Source organism: Immundisolibacter sp. (genome assembly GCF_050250495.1).
Classification (GTDB): Bacteria; Pseudomonadota; Gammaproteobacteria; order Immundisolibacterales; family Immundisolibacteraceae; genus Immundisolibacter.
The window spans coordinates 69,772-84,756 of record NZ_JBFWOM010000011.1 but is presented as its reverse complement, the minus strand read 5'-3'; the positions used below and the strand labels follow the sequence as shown (position 1 = coordinate 84,756).

At 65.8% G+C, this 14,985-nt stretch carries 12 protein-coding genes; 3 read left to right on the top strand and 9 right to left on the bottom strand.

The window, feature by feature from the left end:
- The first annotated feature begins 54 nt into the window (after window positions 1–54).
- From AB7F93_RS09270 to AB7F93_RS09260, 3 genes are all read left to right on the top strand, one after another.
- Window positions 55–1,275 carry an MFS transporter gene (locus tag AB7F93_RS09270; RefSeq protein WP_428302618.1) on the top strand — a complete coding sequence of 407 codons (1,221 nt, stop codon included), beginning with the start codon at window positions 55–57 and terminating at the stop codon, window positions 1,273–1,275.
- A gap of 93 nt (window positions 1,276–1,368) precedes the next feature.
- Entirely contained in the window at window positions 1,369–2,286 is a 918-nt protein-coding gene (locus AB7F93_RS09265) for a sulfotransferase domain-containing protein (RefSeq protein WP_428302617.1), read from the top strand.
- A gap of 124 nt (window positions 2,287–2,410) precedes the next feature.
- The gene (locus tag AB7F93_RS09260; protein WP_428302616.1) at window positions 2,411–3,586 is read left to right on the top strand and encodes an alkaline phosphatase family protein; all 1,176 of its coding nucleotides are present in this window, start codon (window positions 2,411–2,413) and stop codon (window positions 3,584–3,586) included.
- Between the two features lie 71 nt (window positions 3,587–3,657).
- Here the strand turns inward: AB7F93_RS09260 and AB7F93_RS09255 are convergent, their stop codons facing one another.
- From AB7F93_RS09255 to AB7F93_RS09215, 9 genes are all read right to left on the bottom strand, one after another.
- Window positions 3,658–5,559 carry a polysaccharide biosynthesis protein gene (locus AB7F93_RS09255; RefSeq protein WP_428302615.1) on the bottom strand — a complete coding sequence of 634 codons (1,902 nt, stop codon included), beginning with the start codon at window positions 5,557–5,559 and terminating at the stop codon, window positions 3,658–3,660.
- A gap of 40 nt (window positions 5,560–5,599) precedes the next feature.
- Complete coding sequence (locus AB7F93_RS09250) at window positions 5,600–6,868, bottom strand: DegT/DnrJ/EryC1/StrS family aminotransferase (RefSeq protein ID WP_428302614.1); 1,269 nt, start codon at window positions 6,866–6,868, stop codon at window positions 5,600–5,602.
- A gap of 9 nt (window positions 6,869–6,877) precedes the next feature.
- On the bottom strand, window positions 6,878–7,525 hold the full coding sequence (locus tag AB7F93_RS09245) for an acetyltransferase (protein WP_428302613.1): 648 nt from the start codon (window positions 7,523–7,525) through the stop codon (window positions 6,878–6,880).
- A 2-nt stretch (window positions 7,526–7,527) separates the two neighbouring features.
- Entirely contained in the window at window positions 7,528–8,151 is a 624-nt protein-coding gene (locus AB7F93_RS09240; RefSeq protein WP_428302612.1) for a sugar transferase, read from the bottom strand.
- A gap of 233 nt (window positions 8,152–8,384) precedes the next feature.
- Window positions 8,385–8,969 (bottom strand): Uma2 family endonuclease, encoded by a 585-nt coding sequence (locus AB7F93_RS09235; RefSeq protein WP_428302611.1) that lies wholly within the window; start codon window positions 8,967–8,969, stop codon window positions 8,385–8,387.
- A 205-nt stretch (window positions 8,970–9,174) separates the two neighbouring features.
- A complete protein-coding gene (locus tag AB7F93_RS09230; RefSeq protein WP_428302610.1) occupies window positions 9,175–10,344 on the bottom strand; it encodes a glycosyltransferase family 4 protein in 1,170 nt (389 codons plus the stop codon).
- Window positions 10,345–10,621: 277 nt separating this feature from the next.
- Window positions 10,622–12,568 (bottom strand): asparagine synthase (glutamine-hydrolyzing), encoded by a 1,947-nt coding sequence (gene asnB / locus AB7F93_RS09225; protein WP_428302609.1) that lies wholly within the window; start codon window positions 12,566–12,568, stop codon window positions 10,622–10,624.
- A gap of 65 nt (window positions 12,569–12,633) precedes the next feature.
- Window positions 12,634–13,704 carry a hypothetical protein gene (locus AB7F93_RS09220; protein ID WP_428302608.1) on the bottom strand — a complete coding sequence of 357 codons (1,071 nt, stop codon included), beginning with the start codon at window positions 13,702–13,704 and terminating at the stop codon, window positions 12,634–12,636.
- 40 nt (window positions 13,705–13,744) lie between these two features.
- On the bottom strand, window positions 13,745–14,881 hold the full coding sequence (locus AB7F93_RS09215) for an O-antigen ligase family protein (RefSeq protein WP_428302607.1): 1,137 nt from the start codon (window positions 14,879–14,881) through the stop codon (window positions 13,745–13,747).
- Window positions 14,882–14,985 lie beyond the last annotated feature (104 nt).

Sequence of the window (14,985 nt, the reverse complement as noted above, 5' to 3'; positions counted from 1 at the left end):
TTGGAAAGCCGGCCGGTAGCATACGCGCGCCGGGTTTCACGGGGGGGAACGGACATGAGCGCGCCGCCGCGTCTGGGCATCCGCGCCAACCTGTCGCAGTTCCTGCTGCTGGTGCTGGTCAACGCCTTCGTCGGCGCCATGGTGGGGCTCGAACGCAGCATCCTGCCGGCCATCGCCGAGCAGGATTTCGCGCTCGCCGCACGCAGTGCGGTGCTGTCGTTCATCGTCGTGTTCGGCGTCACCAAGGCGGTGACCAACTACGTCGCCGGGCGTTTGTCGGACGCGGTCGGGCGCAAGGCGGTGCTGGTCGGCGGCTGGCTGGTGGCAGTGCCGGTGCCGTTCGTGCTGATGTGGGCGCCGAGCTGGGACTGGGTGCTGGCAGCCAACGCGCTGCTCGGCGTCAGTCAGGGCCTGACCTGGTCCACCACGGTGATCATGAAGATTGATCTGGCCGGCCCGCAGCGGCGCGGGCTCGCCATGGGGCTCAACGAGTTTGCGGGGTACGGCGCGGTGGCGCTGTCGGCACTGGCGACGGGCTGGATCGCCGCCCGCTACGGCCTGCGCCCGCAGCCGTTCTATCTTGGGGTCGGCTATGTGGTGCTGGGGCTTGGCCTGTCGGTGTTCGCGGTGCGCGAGACGCGCGGCCACGCGGCGCACGAGGCGGGGCGCCACGCCGCACGCGCCGCGCTGTCCGCGAGCGAAATTTTCCGCCGGACTTCGTTTGCCGACCGCAACCTGTCGTCGGTGAGTCAGGCGGGCCTGGTCAACAACCTCAACGACGGCATGGCCTGGGGCCTGTTCCCGCTGCTGTTCGCGGCGGCCGGGCTGGGACTGCGGCAAATCGGCACGCTGGCCGCGATTTACCCCGCCGTGTGGGGAGTGACGCAGCTCTACACGGGCGCCTTGTCGGACCGCATCGGCCGCAAGCGGCTCATCGTCGGCGGCATGTGGGTGCAGGGGGCGGGCATTGTGCTGGTCGGTGCCGGGCACGGTTTCGCGGGCTTCGCCGCGGGTTCGATACTGCTCGGTGCAGGCACGGCCATGGTGTATCCGACGCTGCTGGCCGCCATCGGTGACGTTGCCCACCCGAGCTGGCGCGCGTCGGCGGTGGGCGTGTACCGCCTGTGGCGCGATCTGGGCTACGCCGTCGGCGCCGTGCTGGCGGGGCTGGCCGCCGACGCGTTCGGCCTGCGGGCGGCGGTGTTCGCGGTCGCGGGCCTCACGTTTGCGTCCGGCGCGCTCGCGCTGCGCATGCGCGAGACACGGCCCGCGTAGCCGACCCCATGGCCGACCCCATAACCGACCACCCCGCCGCTCTGAACGCGCAGCGGCTATGCTCGACCGCACCGGGCTTCACGAGGACAGAACATGCTCGACTGGCGCGACGGCTGGCCGGTGAAGACCCGCGAGCTGCACAACCATCACTTCGATTCCACGGCCTGGAACGACTTCGTCTTTCGCGACGACGACATCGTGATTGCCACCTACGCCAAGGCCGGCACCACCTGGACGCAGCAGATCGTGGGGCAGCTCGTGTTCGCCGGCGCCGAGGACGTGCCGGTGCACGACATCTCGCCGTGGCTGGATCTTCGCGCGCCACCGACGCCGGTCAAGCACGCCCTGCTGGCGGCGCAGACCCACCGGCGCTTCATCAAGACCCACCTGCCGGTCGACGCGCTGGTGTTCTCGCCGCGCGCGAAATACCTCTACATCGGCCGCGACGGGCGCGACGTGGCGGTGAGCCTGTACAACCACCACGCGCGCGCCACCGAGGGCTGGTTCCAGATGCTGAACGACACGCCGGGCCGCATCGGGCCGCCCATGCCGCCGCCGGCGGCGAGCGCGGGCGAGGCGTTCGACACGTGGTTACGCGACGACGGCGCGCCGTTCTGGCCGTTCTTTTCCAGTGTGCGCTCGTGGTGGGAAGTGCGTCATTTGCCGAACGTGCTGTTCGTGCACTACGCCGACCTGAAGCGCGACCTGGCGGGCCAGATGCGCCGCATGGCCGAATTCCTCGGCATCGCACTCGGTTCCGCGGCGTGGACGGCGGCCGTCGAGCACTGCACGTTCGAGTACATGCGCGCGCATGGCGAGCGCACCGTGCCGGCCGGCGGCAAAATGTGGCGGGATGGCGCCGTGGCCTTCCTGCACCGCGGTGAGGCCGGACGTTGGCGTGAGCTGTTGTCGCCCGGGCAGGGCGCCGCGTATGCCGAGCGGGCGCGCGCGGAACTCGGCGCGGAGTGCGCACGGTGGCTGGAGCAGGGTGGCGACATCGGCGGCGCCTGACGGACGGGGCGGCATGACGCACGCTGCGCCGGGTGTGCCTACCGGCCGTCAAGAAACAACAATCAACAACGGGAAACGGGACCGGTCAGGTATGCAAATCAGGATGGCAATCGTTGCTCAACGCATGCTGCGCGCCTGCGCTGCACTCACGTCGCTCGCGGGCTGCACTGAAGCTGCGCCACCGACATGGCGGCCAGATCACACCGTCATCGTGGTGCTGGAGAACCGCTCGGCCGCGCAGGTCATCGGCAAAGCGGAGGCGCCATTCATCAACGCGCTTGCGACGACCGGCGCCTTGCTGGAAAACGCTTACGCCGCGACTACGCCGTACGCCACGGTGATCCCCGGCGATCCCGCGCAGCTGGCCGCCCGCCCCAGCCAGCCCAATTACCTGTACCTGTTCTCGGCCAGCAACCAGGGCGTGTTGCCGCATTGGTTCCAGTCGCCGCAGTCGCCGTATCTCGGCAAGGCGCTGTACAGCGAAGACGGTAAGAAGCTGCCCGCGCCGCTGCAAAACGTGCCGGTCGGTATAGGCAACAGCCTGATTCCGGCGGAGCGGCGGCCGCTCACTACGCCCAATCTCGGCGCGGCGATCATCGCCGCGGGCGGCACCTTCGCGTCGTTTTCCGAGTCCCTTCCATATCCCACCTGGGACCGCGACGGCGACGTCGACCCCGCGGTGGACATGTACCGGCGCAAGCACAACCCGACCATCAACTGGATCAACCTGTACGGCGCCGAGGTGCCCAAGCGGGCCGCGCGCTTCCTGTTGCCACTGGAAACCAACCTCGGCTTCCTGAACACGGTTGACCCGACCGATGGCAAGAAGTACCGCGGTTTCGCCGTCGACGCCGACGGCCGGCCGATCGGTTACGAGCACTTGCCGACCGTCTCGCTGGTGGTGCCGAATGAGCAAAACGACGCGCACAGCGCGAGCATCGCGGCCGCCGATGCCTGGCTGGCGGCGAACATTCGCCCCTACGCCGACTGGGCGCGCGCGAACAACAGCCTGCTGATCGTGACCTTCGATGAGGACGGTGCGGAGAACATCGGGCCGCCGCACACCATCCCGACGCTGCTGGTGGGCCCGCCGGAACGCGTTGCCGTTGGCCGTTTCCGGCAGACGGTGGATCACCTCAACATCCTGGCCACCGTGCTCGACCTGTACGGCGCTCTGGAAACCTTTCAGGCCGATTTCGAGGCCGCTTTCGATTCGGCCGAAGCCCAGCGCGCCGCGGCCAATCTGCTGCCCTTGACCGGGGTGATTTCGACAGCGCAGTCGCCCGCGCCGAGCCCCTGAGTGGGCCTGGGTGCGGGGGGGCAGGGGGACGCGCGCCGACACCCAACCGGGCTGCGACGTCGCCGCGTAGCTTAGTGCCGCAGATTACTGCGGGGCGCGTGCGGCGCGGCTAGGTCGGGGTCGCTGCGCCAGGCTGGCGGCGTGGGGCCGGTCGCGGGCCGTGAGCGCCCATTGGCGAGTGCCAGAGCCCAGTCGCGCGCGCCCCGGCCGTCGGCCGATTTCAGCCAGGCCTTTAGGTCAAGCAGTACGGAGGTTACCTGGTCGGCGTCGAGCGTCGGCTCGGCCACTCGCCACAGTTTGGGGTGCTGCGTTGCAGTGACGTTCGCCTTTGGCGAGTGCAGGTCCTCGAACAGCTTCTCGCCCGGCCGAAGCCCGGTGAAGACGATCGGAATTTCGGCCTCGGTGCGTCCGGCCAGGCGCAGCATGAGCCGCGCCAGGTCGACGATCTTGACCGGCTCACCCATGTCCAGCAGGAACAGGTCGCCCCCGCTGCCCATCAGGCCGGCCTGCAGTACCAGCTGCGCGGCCTCCGGGATTGACATGAAGTAACGCGTCACGGCGGGGTCGGTCACCGTGATCGGCCCGCCCGCCTCGATCTGCGCCCGGAAATGCGGCACCACGCTGCCCGACGAGCCGAGCACGTTGCCAAAGCGCACGGCGATGAAGCGCGTGCCGCCCGGCCGTTCGAGTGACTGCGCCACGAGCTCCGCGAGTCGCTTGGAGGCCCCCATGATCGATGTCGGCTCGACCGCCTTGTCAGTCGACACGAGGACGAACTTCTCCACGCCGGCCGCCACCGCAGCCCGCCCGACCGCCCAGGTGCCGAGCACGTTGGTGCGCAGCGCTTCGAGCGGGTTTTCCTCCATCAGCGGCACGTGCTTGTAGGCGGCGGCGTGGAAAACCGCCGCCGGCCGGTGCCGGGTGAGCACCCGCTCCAGCAGGGCGCTGTCTTTGACATCGCCGATGACCCAGGCCAGTTCCAGGTCCGCGAAGCGCGCCTCGAATTCTTGCCGCAACTGGTACAGGGCAAGTTCCGATTGCTCCAGCAGCACCAGCCGGCCCGGCCGAAAGCGCGCAATCTGGCGGCACAGCTCCGAGCCGATGGACCCGCCGGCGCCGGTCACCAGTACGCAGCGAGGGCCCAGCCAGGCGGCGAGGCCGGCGTCGTCGAGCTGCACCGGGTCGCGGCCGAGCAGATCGTCGAGTTCCAGGGCGCGCAGGGCGCTCACCGCCACGCGGCCGTGCATCAGGTCGTCCAGCGCCGGTACGGTGCGCACCGTCAGCCCGGCGGCGATGCACGTTTCGCTGAGCTGGCGGCGCAGCGCGTGCGGCGCCGCTGGAAGGGCCATGATCACCTGCCGCACGTCCAGCCGGCGGGCGTGTCCGGTCAGCCCGTCGAGGCCCCCCAGCACGGGAACGCCATGCAGGTGGCGGCCCTTGAGGGCGGGGTCGTCGTCGAGCAGCCCGACCACGCGCCACGGCGAGCCGGCACGGGCCAGCTCGCGCAGCAGCATGTCGGCTGCCGTGCCGGCACCGAGCACGATGACTGGCTGCACGTCCGTCAGCGTCAGGCCGAGGCGATGGTCCTTCCAGGCGCGGTAGGCAAAACGGCTGCCGCCCATCAGCAGCAACAGCAGCAGCGGATCGAGCAGTAGCACCGACCGTGGCACCACGGCGTCTACCCGCAGCAGCAGCAGCACACCCGGCACGGCCAAGGCGGCGATCGCCACCGCGCGCAGGATGCGTTGCAGGTCCGCCAGGCTGGCGAAGCGCCACAGGCCCCGGTACAGGCCAAAGCGCCAGAAGATCAGCGTCTGCAGCGGGACCACCCAGGCGAGGGTGGACGCCATGTCGGCCTGGTACTCCGGCGGCAGCGTCAGGTTGAAGCGCAGCGCGTAGGCGCCAACCCAGGCCACACAGGCAGCCACCGCGTCATGCAGGAAGACCAGCGCAGTTCTGTATATAGGTTTCATGTGAGCTTGGCGTTTTCCGCTTCGCTTTCCTTGTTCCGATTCAGCCTTGACATCGCGCTCTCGATGCGCGAGCCAGCACGTCGACGCTCGCTGCCGACATGCGACTTACTTCCTCGTCCGTCAAAGTCGGATGCACAAGCCACATCAAGCTGTTGTTTCCCAACTCGTGGGCCACAGGTAGGCGCTCGGTCGGCCGCCACGGCGTGTTGTCGAACGCCTTCTCCCGATAAATCTCCGAGCAGCTGCCCGCATAGCACGGCACCCCCTCGGCGGTGATGGCCTCAACGATCTTGTCGCGCGACCAGCCTGGGGCGAGGTTCTCGGAGCGCACGTAGGCATAAAACTTGTAATGGGCGTGCGTACAGACTGGGTGCGCTTGTGCCACACAACCCCGTCCTGCGGCAACGGCCTTACGCTGCCCGCAACCGCTCGGGCAACTCAGATGGGCAAGCCGCAGCGGCCCTGTTGGCGCCGCAAGGGGTCTCAGTGCATCGGTGAGCGTGTTGGCATTGTGGTGCCGGCGCACCGTCCAGTTGGCCATGCGCCGTAACTGAATGCGACCGATGGCCGCCTGCATTTCGGTCATCCGCCAGTTGGTACCAAAGTCCTCATGCAACCAGCGAAAACCCGGCGGGTGCTCCCGCTCATACACCGCCTCATAGCTCTTGCCATGATCCTTGTACGCCCACATCGCACGCCACAAGGCCTCGTCATTTGTGGTGGCCATGCCGCCTTCGCCGCCAGTGGTCATGATCTTGTCCTGGCAAAAGCTCCAGGCGCCCACGTGGCCAATGCTACCCACGCTGCGCCCCTTGTAGCGGGCGCCATGGGCCTGGGCACAATCCTCGATTACCTTCAATCCGTGGCGCTCCGCCAGCGCCGTGATCGGATCCATGTCCGCGGGCCAACCGGCCAGATGCACCACGATCACCGCCCGAGTGCGCGGTGTCAGCACAGCTGCAATTGTCTCGGCAGTCAAATTGCCGCTGTTGCGGTCAACGTCGGCAAACACCGGCGTCGCACCCGCATTCACCACGCACGACACGCTTGCGATGAAGCTACGTGGCGTCACCACCACCTCGTCCCCCGGCCCGATGCCGAGCGCCTTCAGCGCCACATCCAGAGCCAGCGTGCCATTGGCCAAGGCCACGGCGTAGCGTGTTCCCGCCCACGCGGCAAACTCCTGCTCAAACTCGCGACCCTCAGCGCCCGTCCAATAGTTCACGCGGTTGGACAGCAACACCCGTCGCACAGCCTCGGCTTCTTCTTCGGTGAAGCTCGGCCACGGCGAAAAGCCCGTACCCAGCATCCTTTTCCCCTACTTCACTAGTGGCCGGGCCGGGTTGCCCACTACGGTCATGCCGGGCGGCACACTCCTGGTGACGACCGCCCCCATGCCCACCACAGCGCCGCGGCCTATTACGAGGGGCTCGCTGGGCCGGCCCTGCTTCAGTACCGCGCCCGTTCCAATGTAGGCGTGGTCCTCGATGATCACGTTGCCGTTGCACTTCACGCCCGGAGCAAAGGTCACGTAATCGCCAATCACGCAGTCGTGCTCCACATAGCTATACAGGTTTGCCTGGAAGTGCCGGCCGATGCGAATGTTGCTGGTCAGCGTCACAAACGGACACAAGATTGCCCCCTCGCCCAATTGGACGTCGTCCAGTTGCACCACGTTGGCGGCGCGTATCTCAAAGAAACGTAATCCATCCGCAGCGCAGCGCTGCACCAACTGCTCACGCACGATACTGTTGGCGATGGCCACGCTAATCCAGCGCTCCTGTGCCGGTCGGGCCAGCCATTCCGCATAGGTCGACACCGGATGTCCGTTGATTTGCGGTGCCGGCGGCTGATCATCCACAAATACCAGCTCGTGCGGTATGTCACTCACCGCCCACTGCGCGCGCGCCAATGGCATAACGCCACGACCACAGCCGCTGGCGCCAAAAATGGCCGCTTGAATCATGCTTACCGTTCCCGTGGCGTTGGACTTAGCGGCCCGCCGCCTGAGCCGGTAAACCGCGGCATGGTGGCCTCTCCGTTCGCGCTGATGCCTTCGCGCGCGAGCACCTTGCGCAGGGTCAGCCACAGGATGCGCAGGTCCAACCACAAGCTTTGGCGGTCTACGTACCACACATCCAGGCGGAACTTGTCTTCCCAGCTCAAGGCATTGCGGCCATTTACCTGCGCCCATCCCGTGATACCCGGGCGCACCTGGTGACGGCGCGCCTGCTCGGGCGTGTATAGCGGCAGGTACTCCATCAGCAGCGGACGCGGGCCCACCAGGCTCATGTCGCCGCGTAGCACGTTCCACAGCTCGGGCAGCTCGTCCAGGCTCGCCGAACGCAGAAGTCGGCCGAACGGCGTCATGCGCTCGGAGTCGGGTAGCGGTTGGCCGTCCGGGCCGACGGTGTTGCGCATGGTGCGGAACTTGATCATCTGGAAGGGCTTGCCATGCAGGCCGGGGCGCGTCTGTCGAAAAAAGACAGGGCTTCCAAGGCGATGGCGTACCAGTAGCGCGAGAGCCATCAGCGGGAAAGATAGGACCGCCAATACGATGGCCGCTACACAAAAGTCCAGTAGGCGCTTCACGCAGGTGCCACGGCGTTAAGCAAGTTTGCGTTCTGACCGTTCAAATCAAGGCGCTCTTTCGTCCATTGCCGTGGGCTTGAGTTCATGGCCAAGTCAAGTCAACTGGATTTACGGGTCAGGTTGAAAATGGCGCCGGTTCCGGCGGGCCGCTCGACCAAAGCACGGCCGACGAAGCCCGACGCCCCCGTGACGAGCACAGGCGCTGCCGATCCGCGCGACACCACCTTGCAGCCTCAATCCGCCGTCAGCGCGGCGATCGACTCCCAGTCGATCTCCACCTGCGCCAGCGCGTCGATCGCCTGGCGGCCCATGAACTCGCGCACTTCGGGCACGCCAAAGTGCCCGTCATGCAGGCGATAGACGGTCACGATGCGGTCCACCGGGTGCACCAGCCAGTACTCGCGTACCTCGGCGCGTTCATACAAGGCACGCTTGAGGATGTGGTCGTGCCCGGCGGTGGCCGGCGACAGCACCTCCACCACCCAGTCCGGCGCGCCGCGGCAGCCGCGCTCATCAAGCTTGCGCGGATCGCACACCACCGACAGGTCCGGCTGCACCACGGTGTCGACCGCGTCGTCCGCCTCGCCGGCACGCGGCAGGCGCACGTCGAACGGCGCGATGAAGGCGCGGCTGGGATGGCCGGCCAGCGCGTTGGCCACTTGGCGAAACAGTTCCCCCAGCACTTCCTGGTGTCGCCGCGCCGGCGCGGGCGCCATGGCATAGGCGACGCCGTCGATCAGTTCCCAGCGGCCGTCGTCCGGCCAGCCGCAGTACTCGGCGTAGGTGTGGCGCGCCTGGTCGCGCTTGGCCAATCCCATCGTGCGTTTCTCCAGAAGGCCTGGTCGGATTATGGGTCAGCCTGCCCAGCGCGCGGCCTGCTGGTGGGAGCAGCGCTCCTGGGAGATGCGCATGTGGGAGCGGCGCCCTCGCCGCGAATCCTCCAGTCCAGGCATTTGGCCCGAGGACGGGCCTCCCACAGCAGAAAGCCCCGCGGAGGCGGCGCGCTCGCCGCGAAAACGCCGCTCACCCCGTGCCGCTCGGCTTGGCCTGTGTCGGCGCGGGCGCGATACCCAGGACCTCCAGCAGCCGCGCGTTGATCCGGCGTACGTCGAACCGCTCCTCGGCCAGTTGTCGGCTGCGCCGGCCCATGGTTTCGATCAGCGCCGGATTCTCGATGAACCGCAGCATCCGCTCGGCCAGCGCGTCGACGTCGCGCACCGGCACCAGAAAGCCGTTCCCGCCGTCGATGACGGTCTCGCGGCAACCGGGTGCGTCGGTGGTGATCACCGGCCGGCCCATCGCCATCGCCTCCTGCGTGCTGCGCGGCACGCCCTCCCGGTAGGACGGCAGCACGTACACGCTCGCCCGGGCTAGCCAGGGCTGCACGTCCACATGCCCCGGCCATTCCAGCACGCCCTGCGCCACCCACGCCTCGACCTCGGCCCGGCTGAACCCGCCGGGGTTCGGGTCGAGGTCGCCGAGCAGCACGAAACGCGCGGCCGGATGACGGGCCTTTACCCGCCGGGCGGCCTCGGCGTACTCGGCAATGCCCTTCTCGCGCAGCAACCGCGCCGCCAGCACGAAGGTGACCGGCTCCAGCACCGGCGGTGCCGGGGACCACTCGGCGAGGTCGACGCCCGTGCCGCGGATACAGATCGCCCTGTTGGCCGCCACCCAGCGTGCGGTGACAAACGCCTCCACGTCGTCAGGGTTCTGGAACACCACCCGATCGGCGCGCGCCAGTGCCGTTCGGTAAAGGCGGCTCACGCCCGCTTGCAGCAGGCGCCGACGCCAGGGTAGGTACTCGCCCGAGTGAGTGAACACGTAACCGAGGCCGGGAATCAGGGCAAAACGTCGCGACACACCCGCCAGCCAGGCGGCCAGCGTGCCGTAAATCACCGGCTTGATGAAATAGGCGAAGCTCGTGTCCACGCGCAGGCGGCGCAACACCGCGGCCAGGCGCAGCATGTCGAACCCATCGCGCAGCGGGTTCATGCCGGTGCGGTCCAACGAAATGTCCACCGGCTGAGCGCCCAAGGCTCGCACGATGTCACGCTGCCGGTCGTCGTAATCCGGCGCCAGCGCGAACACCTCCACGCCGGCCTGCGCCAGATCGCGCACCAGCGGGCCGCGGAAATTGCCAATCGAAAAGGCCTGGCTGGAAATCAGGGCCAGGCGGCGGGGAGTGGGCATGTTGGAGAAGGTCAGGTCTTGGGGGCGGGAGGCTATCTGCGGCAGTTCAGAGGGAAGTCCGCGCGGTGTCCCCCCAATCGGCGTCAAGCTGGGTCTACCTGTGGGGCTCGGTCTAGTTGTGGGAGGCCCGCCCCGCCGCGGCGCGTATCGTCGAGCCGCGAGCCGAACGCGCGCGCGGCCCCGCCTCCCGGCGGACCACCTCGCGGACGTGGGCAGTCTGATCCGTGGACAAACACATGGGGAATTTCCATCGCCAGCGTCACCGGTACGCGCAATGCTACCCCGCCGCCTTGGCCTGTTCGCGCCACGCCTGGAACATGAGCACGTCCCACAGGTAGTAATGCCAGCGCCGCGTGCCGGCCTGGTGCTCTGACCACAGGCGGCGGATGGGCGCCGGGTCGAAAAATCCTTCCTCGCGCAGGCGTTTTTCGTCCAGCAGCGCCTCGCCCCAGTCGCGCAGCGGGCCGCGCAGCCAGGCGTCGATCGGCACGCCAAAGCCCATCTTGGGTCGTTCCATGAGCTGCCGCGGCACGTAGCGATACAGCACCTGCCGCAGCAGCCATTTGCCTTGTCCGCCGCGGTACTTGAGGTCGGTCGGTACCCGCCACGCGAATTCCACCAGGCGGTGATCGAGCAACGGCACGCGCGCTTCGAGACTCACCGCCATGCTGGCGCGGTCCACCTTGGTCAGGATGTCGTCCGGCAGGTAGGTGAGCATGTCGAGCAGCATCATGCGCTCGCGAAGGCCGGGCAGCGCGGGGAGGCGATCAAGATCGCTCAGGACGGTCCGCGGTTCACGCGCGTCGAGCACCAGGCGTTCCGGATCTTTCCAGTGTGAGACCAACGTTCGATAGAAGGCCGCGCCGTCGCGATGTTCCAGCACCTCGGCCAGTTTTGGTAGACGGTCCCCGAGATTCGGCAGGCGCAGCCGAGCGGGTAAGACACCACGCTGTAGCGCGTCGAGCGCCTGCCCCGGCGCGTTGCGCAGCAAGAAGGCCACGACCCGCCTCGCCGGCAATGGCAGCAGACGCAGCTTCTGCCATATCCGTTGGCCCATTACGTAGCGGTTATAGCCACAGAACAGCTCATCCCCACCGTCGCCGGAAAGCGCCACCGTCACGTGCCGCCGGGCGAGCTGGCTGACCAGGAAGGTCGGAATCTGTGACGAGTCCGAAAACGGCTCGTCGTAAATCGTCGGCAGCTTCGGGATCACCGCCAGCGCTTCGGCGGGTGTCACGTACAGCTCGGTGTGGTCGGTGCCGAGATGGCGCGCCACGGCCTTGGCGTGCTGCGACTCGTCGTAGCCTTGCTCGTGGAAGCCGACGGTGAACGTGCGCACCGCCCGTGCCGACTGTGCCTGCATCAGTGCGACCACGGTGGTTGAATCGAAGCCGCCGGAAAGAAATGCGCCGAGCGGTACATCCGCCACCATGCGCCTTGCGATAACGTCCCGCAGAAGCGCGTCGAGTTCGTCGGTCAGCGCCTGCGGCGTACCCGTGGCGCTGCGCACGCCGCGCTCCGCAAGCGCCGGTAGATCCCAATAGCGCTGCGGTGCCCCGACCTCGCGCCCACTGTCCCGCACCGCGACGAAATGTGCCGGCAGCAGCTTGTGGATGCCGCGGTAGATGCTCCACGGTGCCGGCACGTAGTTGTGCCGCATGAACAGCGCGAGCGCGTCGCGGTCGATCTCGCCCTGCCAGGCGGGGTGCCGGGTCAGCGCCTTCAGCTCCGAGCCGAACAGGAACGTCCCGCCACTGTGCCCGTAGTACAGCGGCTTCTCGCCCATGCGGTCGCGCGCCAGGAACAGCGCGCGTTCGGCGGCATCCCACAGTGCGAACGCGAACATGCCGTTCAGGCGCTGCAGCGCACCCTCCACCCCCCAGCGCCGTACCGCCGCGAGCAGGGTTTCGGTGTCCGAATGCCCGCGCCAGTCGAAGCCGGCGCCCCCCGCGTCGAGCTCGGCGCGCAAGTCGCCGTGGTTGTAAATCTCGCCGTTGTAGGCAATGACGAAACGCCCGCACGGCGACACCATCGGCTGGTGACCGGCTGGGGACGGATCGAGAATGGACAGCCGGCGATGGGCGAGCCCGATGCCGGCCGCGGTGTCCCACCAACTGCCGCTGTCATCCGGCCCGCGGTGCCGAAGGGTGTTGCCCAGAGCTTGCAGAATTGCGTCCGGGGAGTACACACCCCCACGTGAAAAATATCCTGCAAAGCCACACACAACACCCTCACCTCTCTACTTGAAGTAATAAGGAGACCATCGCCGCTTGCCAACCCCTTACCCACTCACTGACGGTTAGGCTTTCCGGGCCATCTGATGATGGTGTTGGCCAGCAGTTCCGCGTCATAGTCGTGCTGAGCGGACTCGCGTATTGTGAGGATCTCCGAGATTCCAAGCTCATCAAGGTCGTCCTTGAGACGGCGGGCGGAGTCGCCGTCGAAACAGCAGGGGTCGTCGCTATTGTAAGAAAGGAAAAGAGAAGTCGAAGACCCGTGAATATCTTTAATGAGGCCAAGCGTACTCACGTTGTTATGGAATCCGCTGCTGTGTTGCTCCGCGTCACCCAAGTTATTGACGGTGAGTCTGTGTGAAAGCGGCATTACCCCACTCATCAGAAAGCACGCGTCGACGAGGCGAGTCAGCAAACTGCACGTATAAAGACCGACAGTCGCGCCGCCGGACAGGCCGACGTAGAAAAAATCATCGTATGACTTTCGAAGAGCTACTACGCTCATTACAGCGCTATCAATGAAGATACGAATGTAATGAGACCTTCCGGTGTCCAGCGTCTCGAAAACCCCGTGCTGCATGGCCGGGTTCTCTACAAGCAATCCGGGGTCTAAAGTCGCCCATCCGTCCCACGTTTTGATCTTTACGGGCGTGTGTGCGACATCAATTCCAGTAAACGGCATACTAACCAGAAGAATATCTACCCCATACGTGAGGAGTTCTGTCAGGAAACGATGGGCATACGGCTCGTGATCATTCGGGAGTCCACCGTGGCCGTGATTGTAAACTACAAGCTTGCGGCGGTTGCCAATCCGTTTCGCCTGGCTTCTCAAAAGAAGAGCGTGAGGTGAAAAGTCCGTGACCTGATATCTGAAGGAATAGCAGGCGACTTCGATATTCGGAGGCTTGAATGCAAGGGGCGGAACACGTTTCGAGCACTCGTCTGCATCGAGTGACTCCGGGCCAATTACCTGAAAATCGTCATATAGCCAAACGAGGTCTCCGCTTATTAACTCTTTGAGCGCGGGGGACCCGACGCCAGCAAGAGAAACGTGGGAGTAGCACACTCCTACAGAAATGACGAGAGCCAGCAGATTATCCGCAGCACGCCGCAGCAACGGGTCCATTAGGGGTCGAGCGACGCGCATAGAAACCCCACGAGCTAGTCTAAGTTTTCTTCTCATTGGGACGCGGGGCGGCGAGATCGATAGCGAGCAGAGGCAAAAGCCAGAATATTGGTTGCCGTAACGTGAAATGGAACATGGAGAACAGTCCAATTGCCAGGAGCATTCCGGTAATAGACGGGTTTCTGCACCGGACGACAGTGTAGAAAATCCACGAAGAATACGCCAGTAATAGCGACAGGCCGACGATGCCTGTCTGGGTACCCCAGTCGAGAAAGGTGTTATGGGCTTCCTCGCCCTCAAAAGGACCGTTAAAGCCAGAGTGTGCCCCAGGGCCCAACCCGAAGACGGGCTCGTGCAAGATAGCCGCAACCGAGTTCCGCCAAAGCGCGCCACGTCGACTGACCTGAGCGCGATCCACCGCCGAAACGACTCCGTCATTGGAGTTCGCTGGAGAATCGTTCCCAATTCGAGGGGCGGTCTCGCCGGGCGGGAGGGGCGGCTGGGAAATAAGAACAGGCGCCAACGCGCCAAGGACGCCCAACATGGTTGGTCGAAAATACCATCCCGAACCGCACAGCAACGTTAGCACTAGAATCGTACTAAGCCACCGACAAGGCGCACTGAGGCAAGGCCCAGTCGGACGCCATTGGAAGAGCCCGTATGTCATTTTGACGTCGTATAACAATGCTCCGCCAACGAAAAACCCTCCCAAAAGCCACGCAGCCACGAGCGCGTCGCTCCGGCTTTTCCAGCCTAGAATCATAGCCAATAATGCTGCAAAGAAGACCAGAAACGCGCGCAATCCAAGGGGGTGCTGATGCAGGTAGTGAAGGGCCAGGAAGGGCAAGGGGAGCGCAATCAGAGCAAACTGATTTGGGTTGTTGGACAGGTGCTGCCACCTGACCCCATAGTAGAGTACATTGACCTCAGTCCACTCGCTAAGGAACCATCCCAGAACGAGCGCGGCCACGGTGCTGGCGACAAAGGCATGCAGAATTTTCTCCACCAGCAATCGGGCGTCGGTTTCACGAAGCGTGACATAGTTGACAGCAAGCAACGCACAGAACAAATAAGCGAGAGAATCATGCGTCGGTGACGGCCGAGTTTGGCTGGCTGGGTAGGAAGAACCGAAAAAGCCCATCGACAACAAGGCCGCAGCAGCGACCACAAGCGCCACAAGGCCCAAGCTGAATCGAGACGGCCAGGCTCGATTCTGAGATAGCGTGACGAGCGCCCAGGTGCTCAAGAGTAGTTCGCCGGGGCCAACGGGGATCGCCTGTA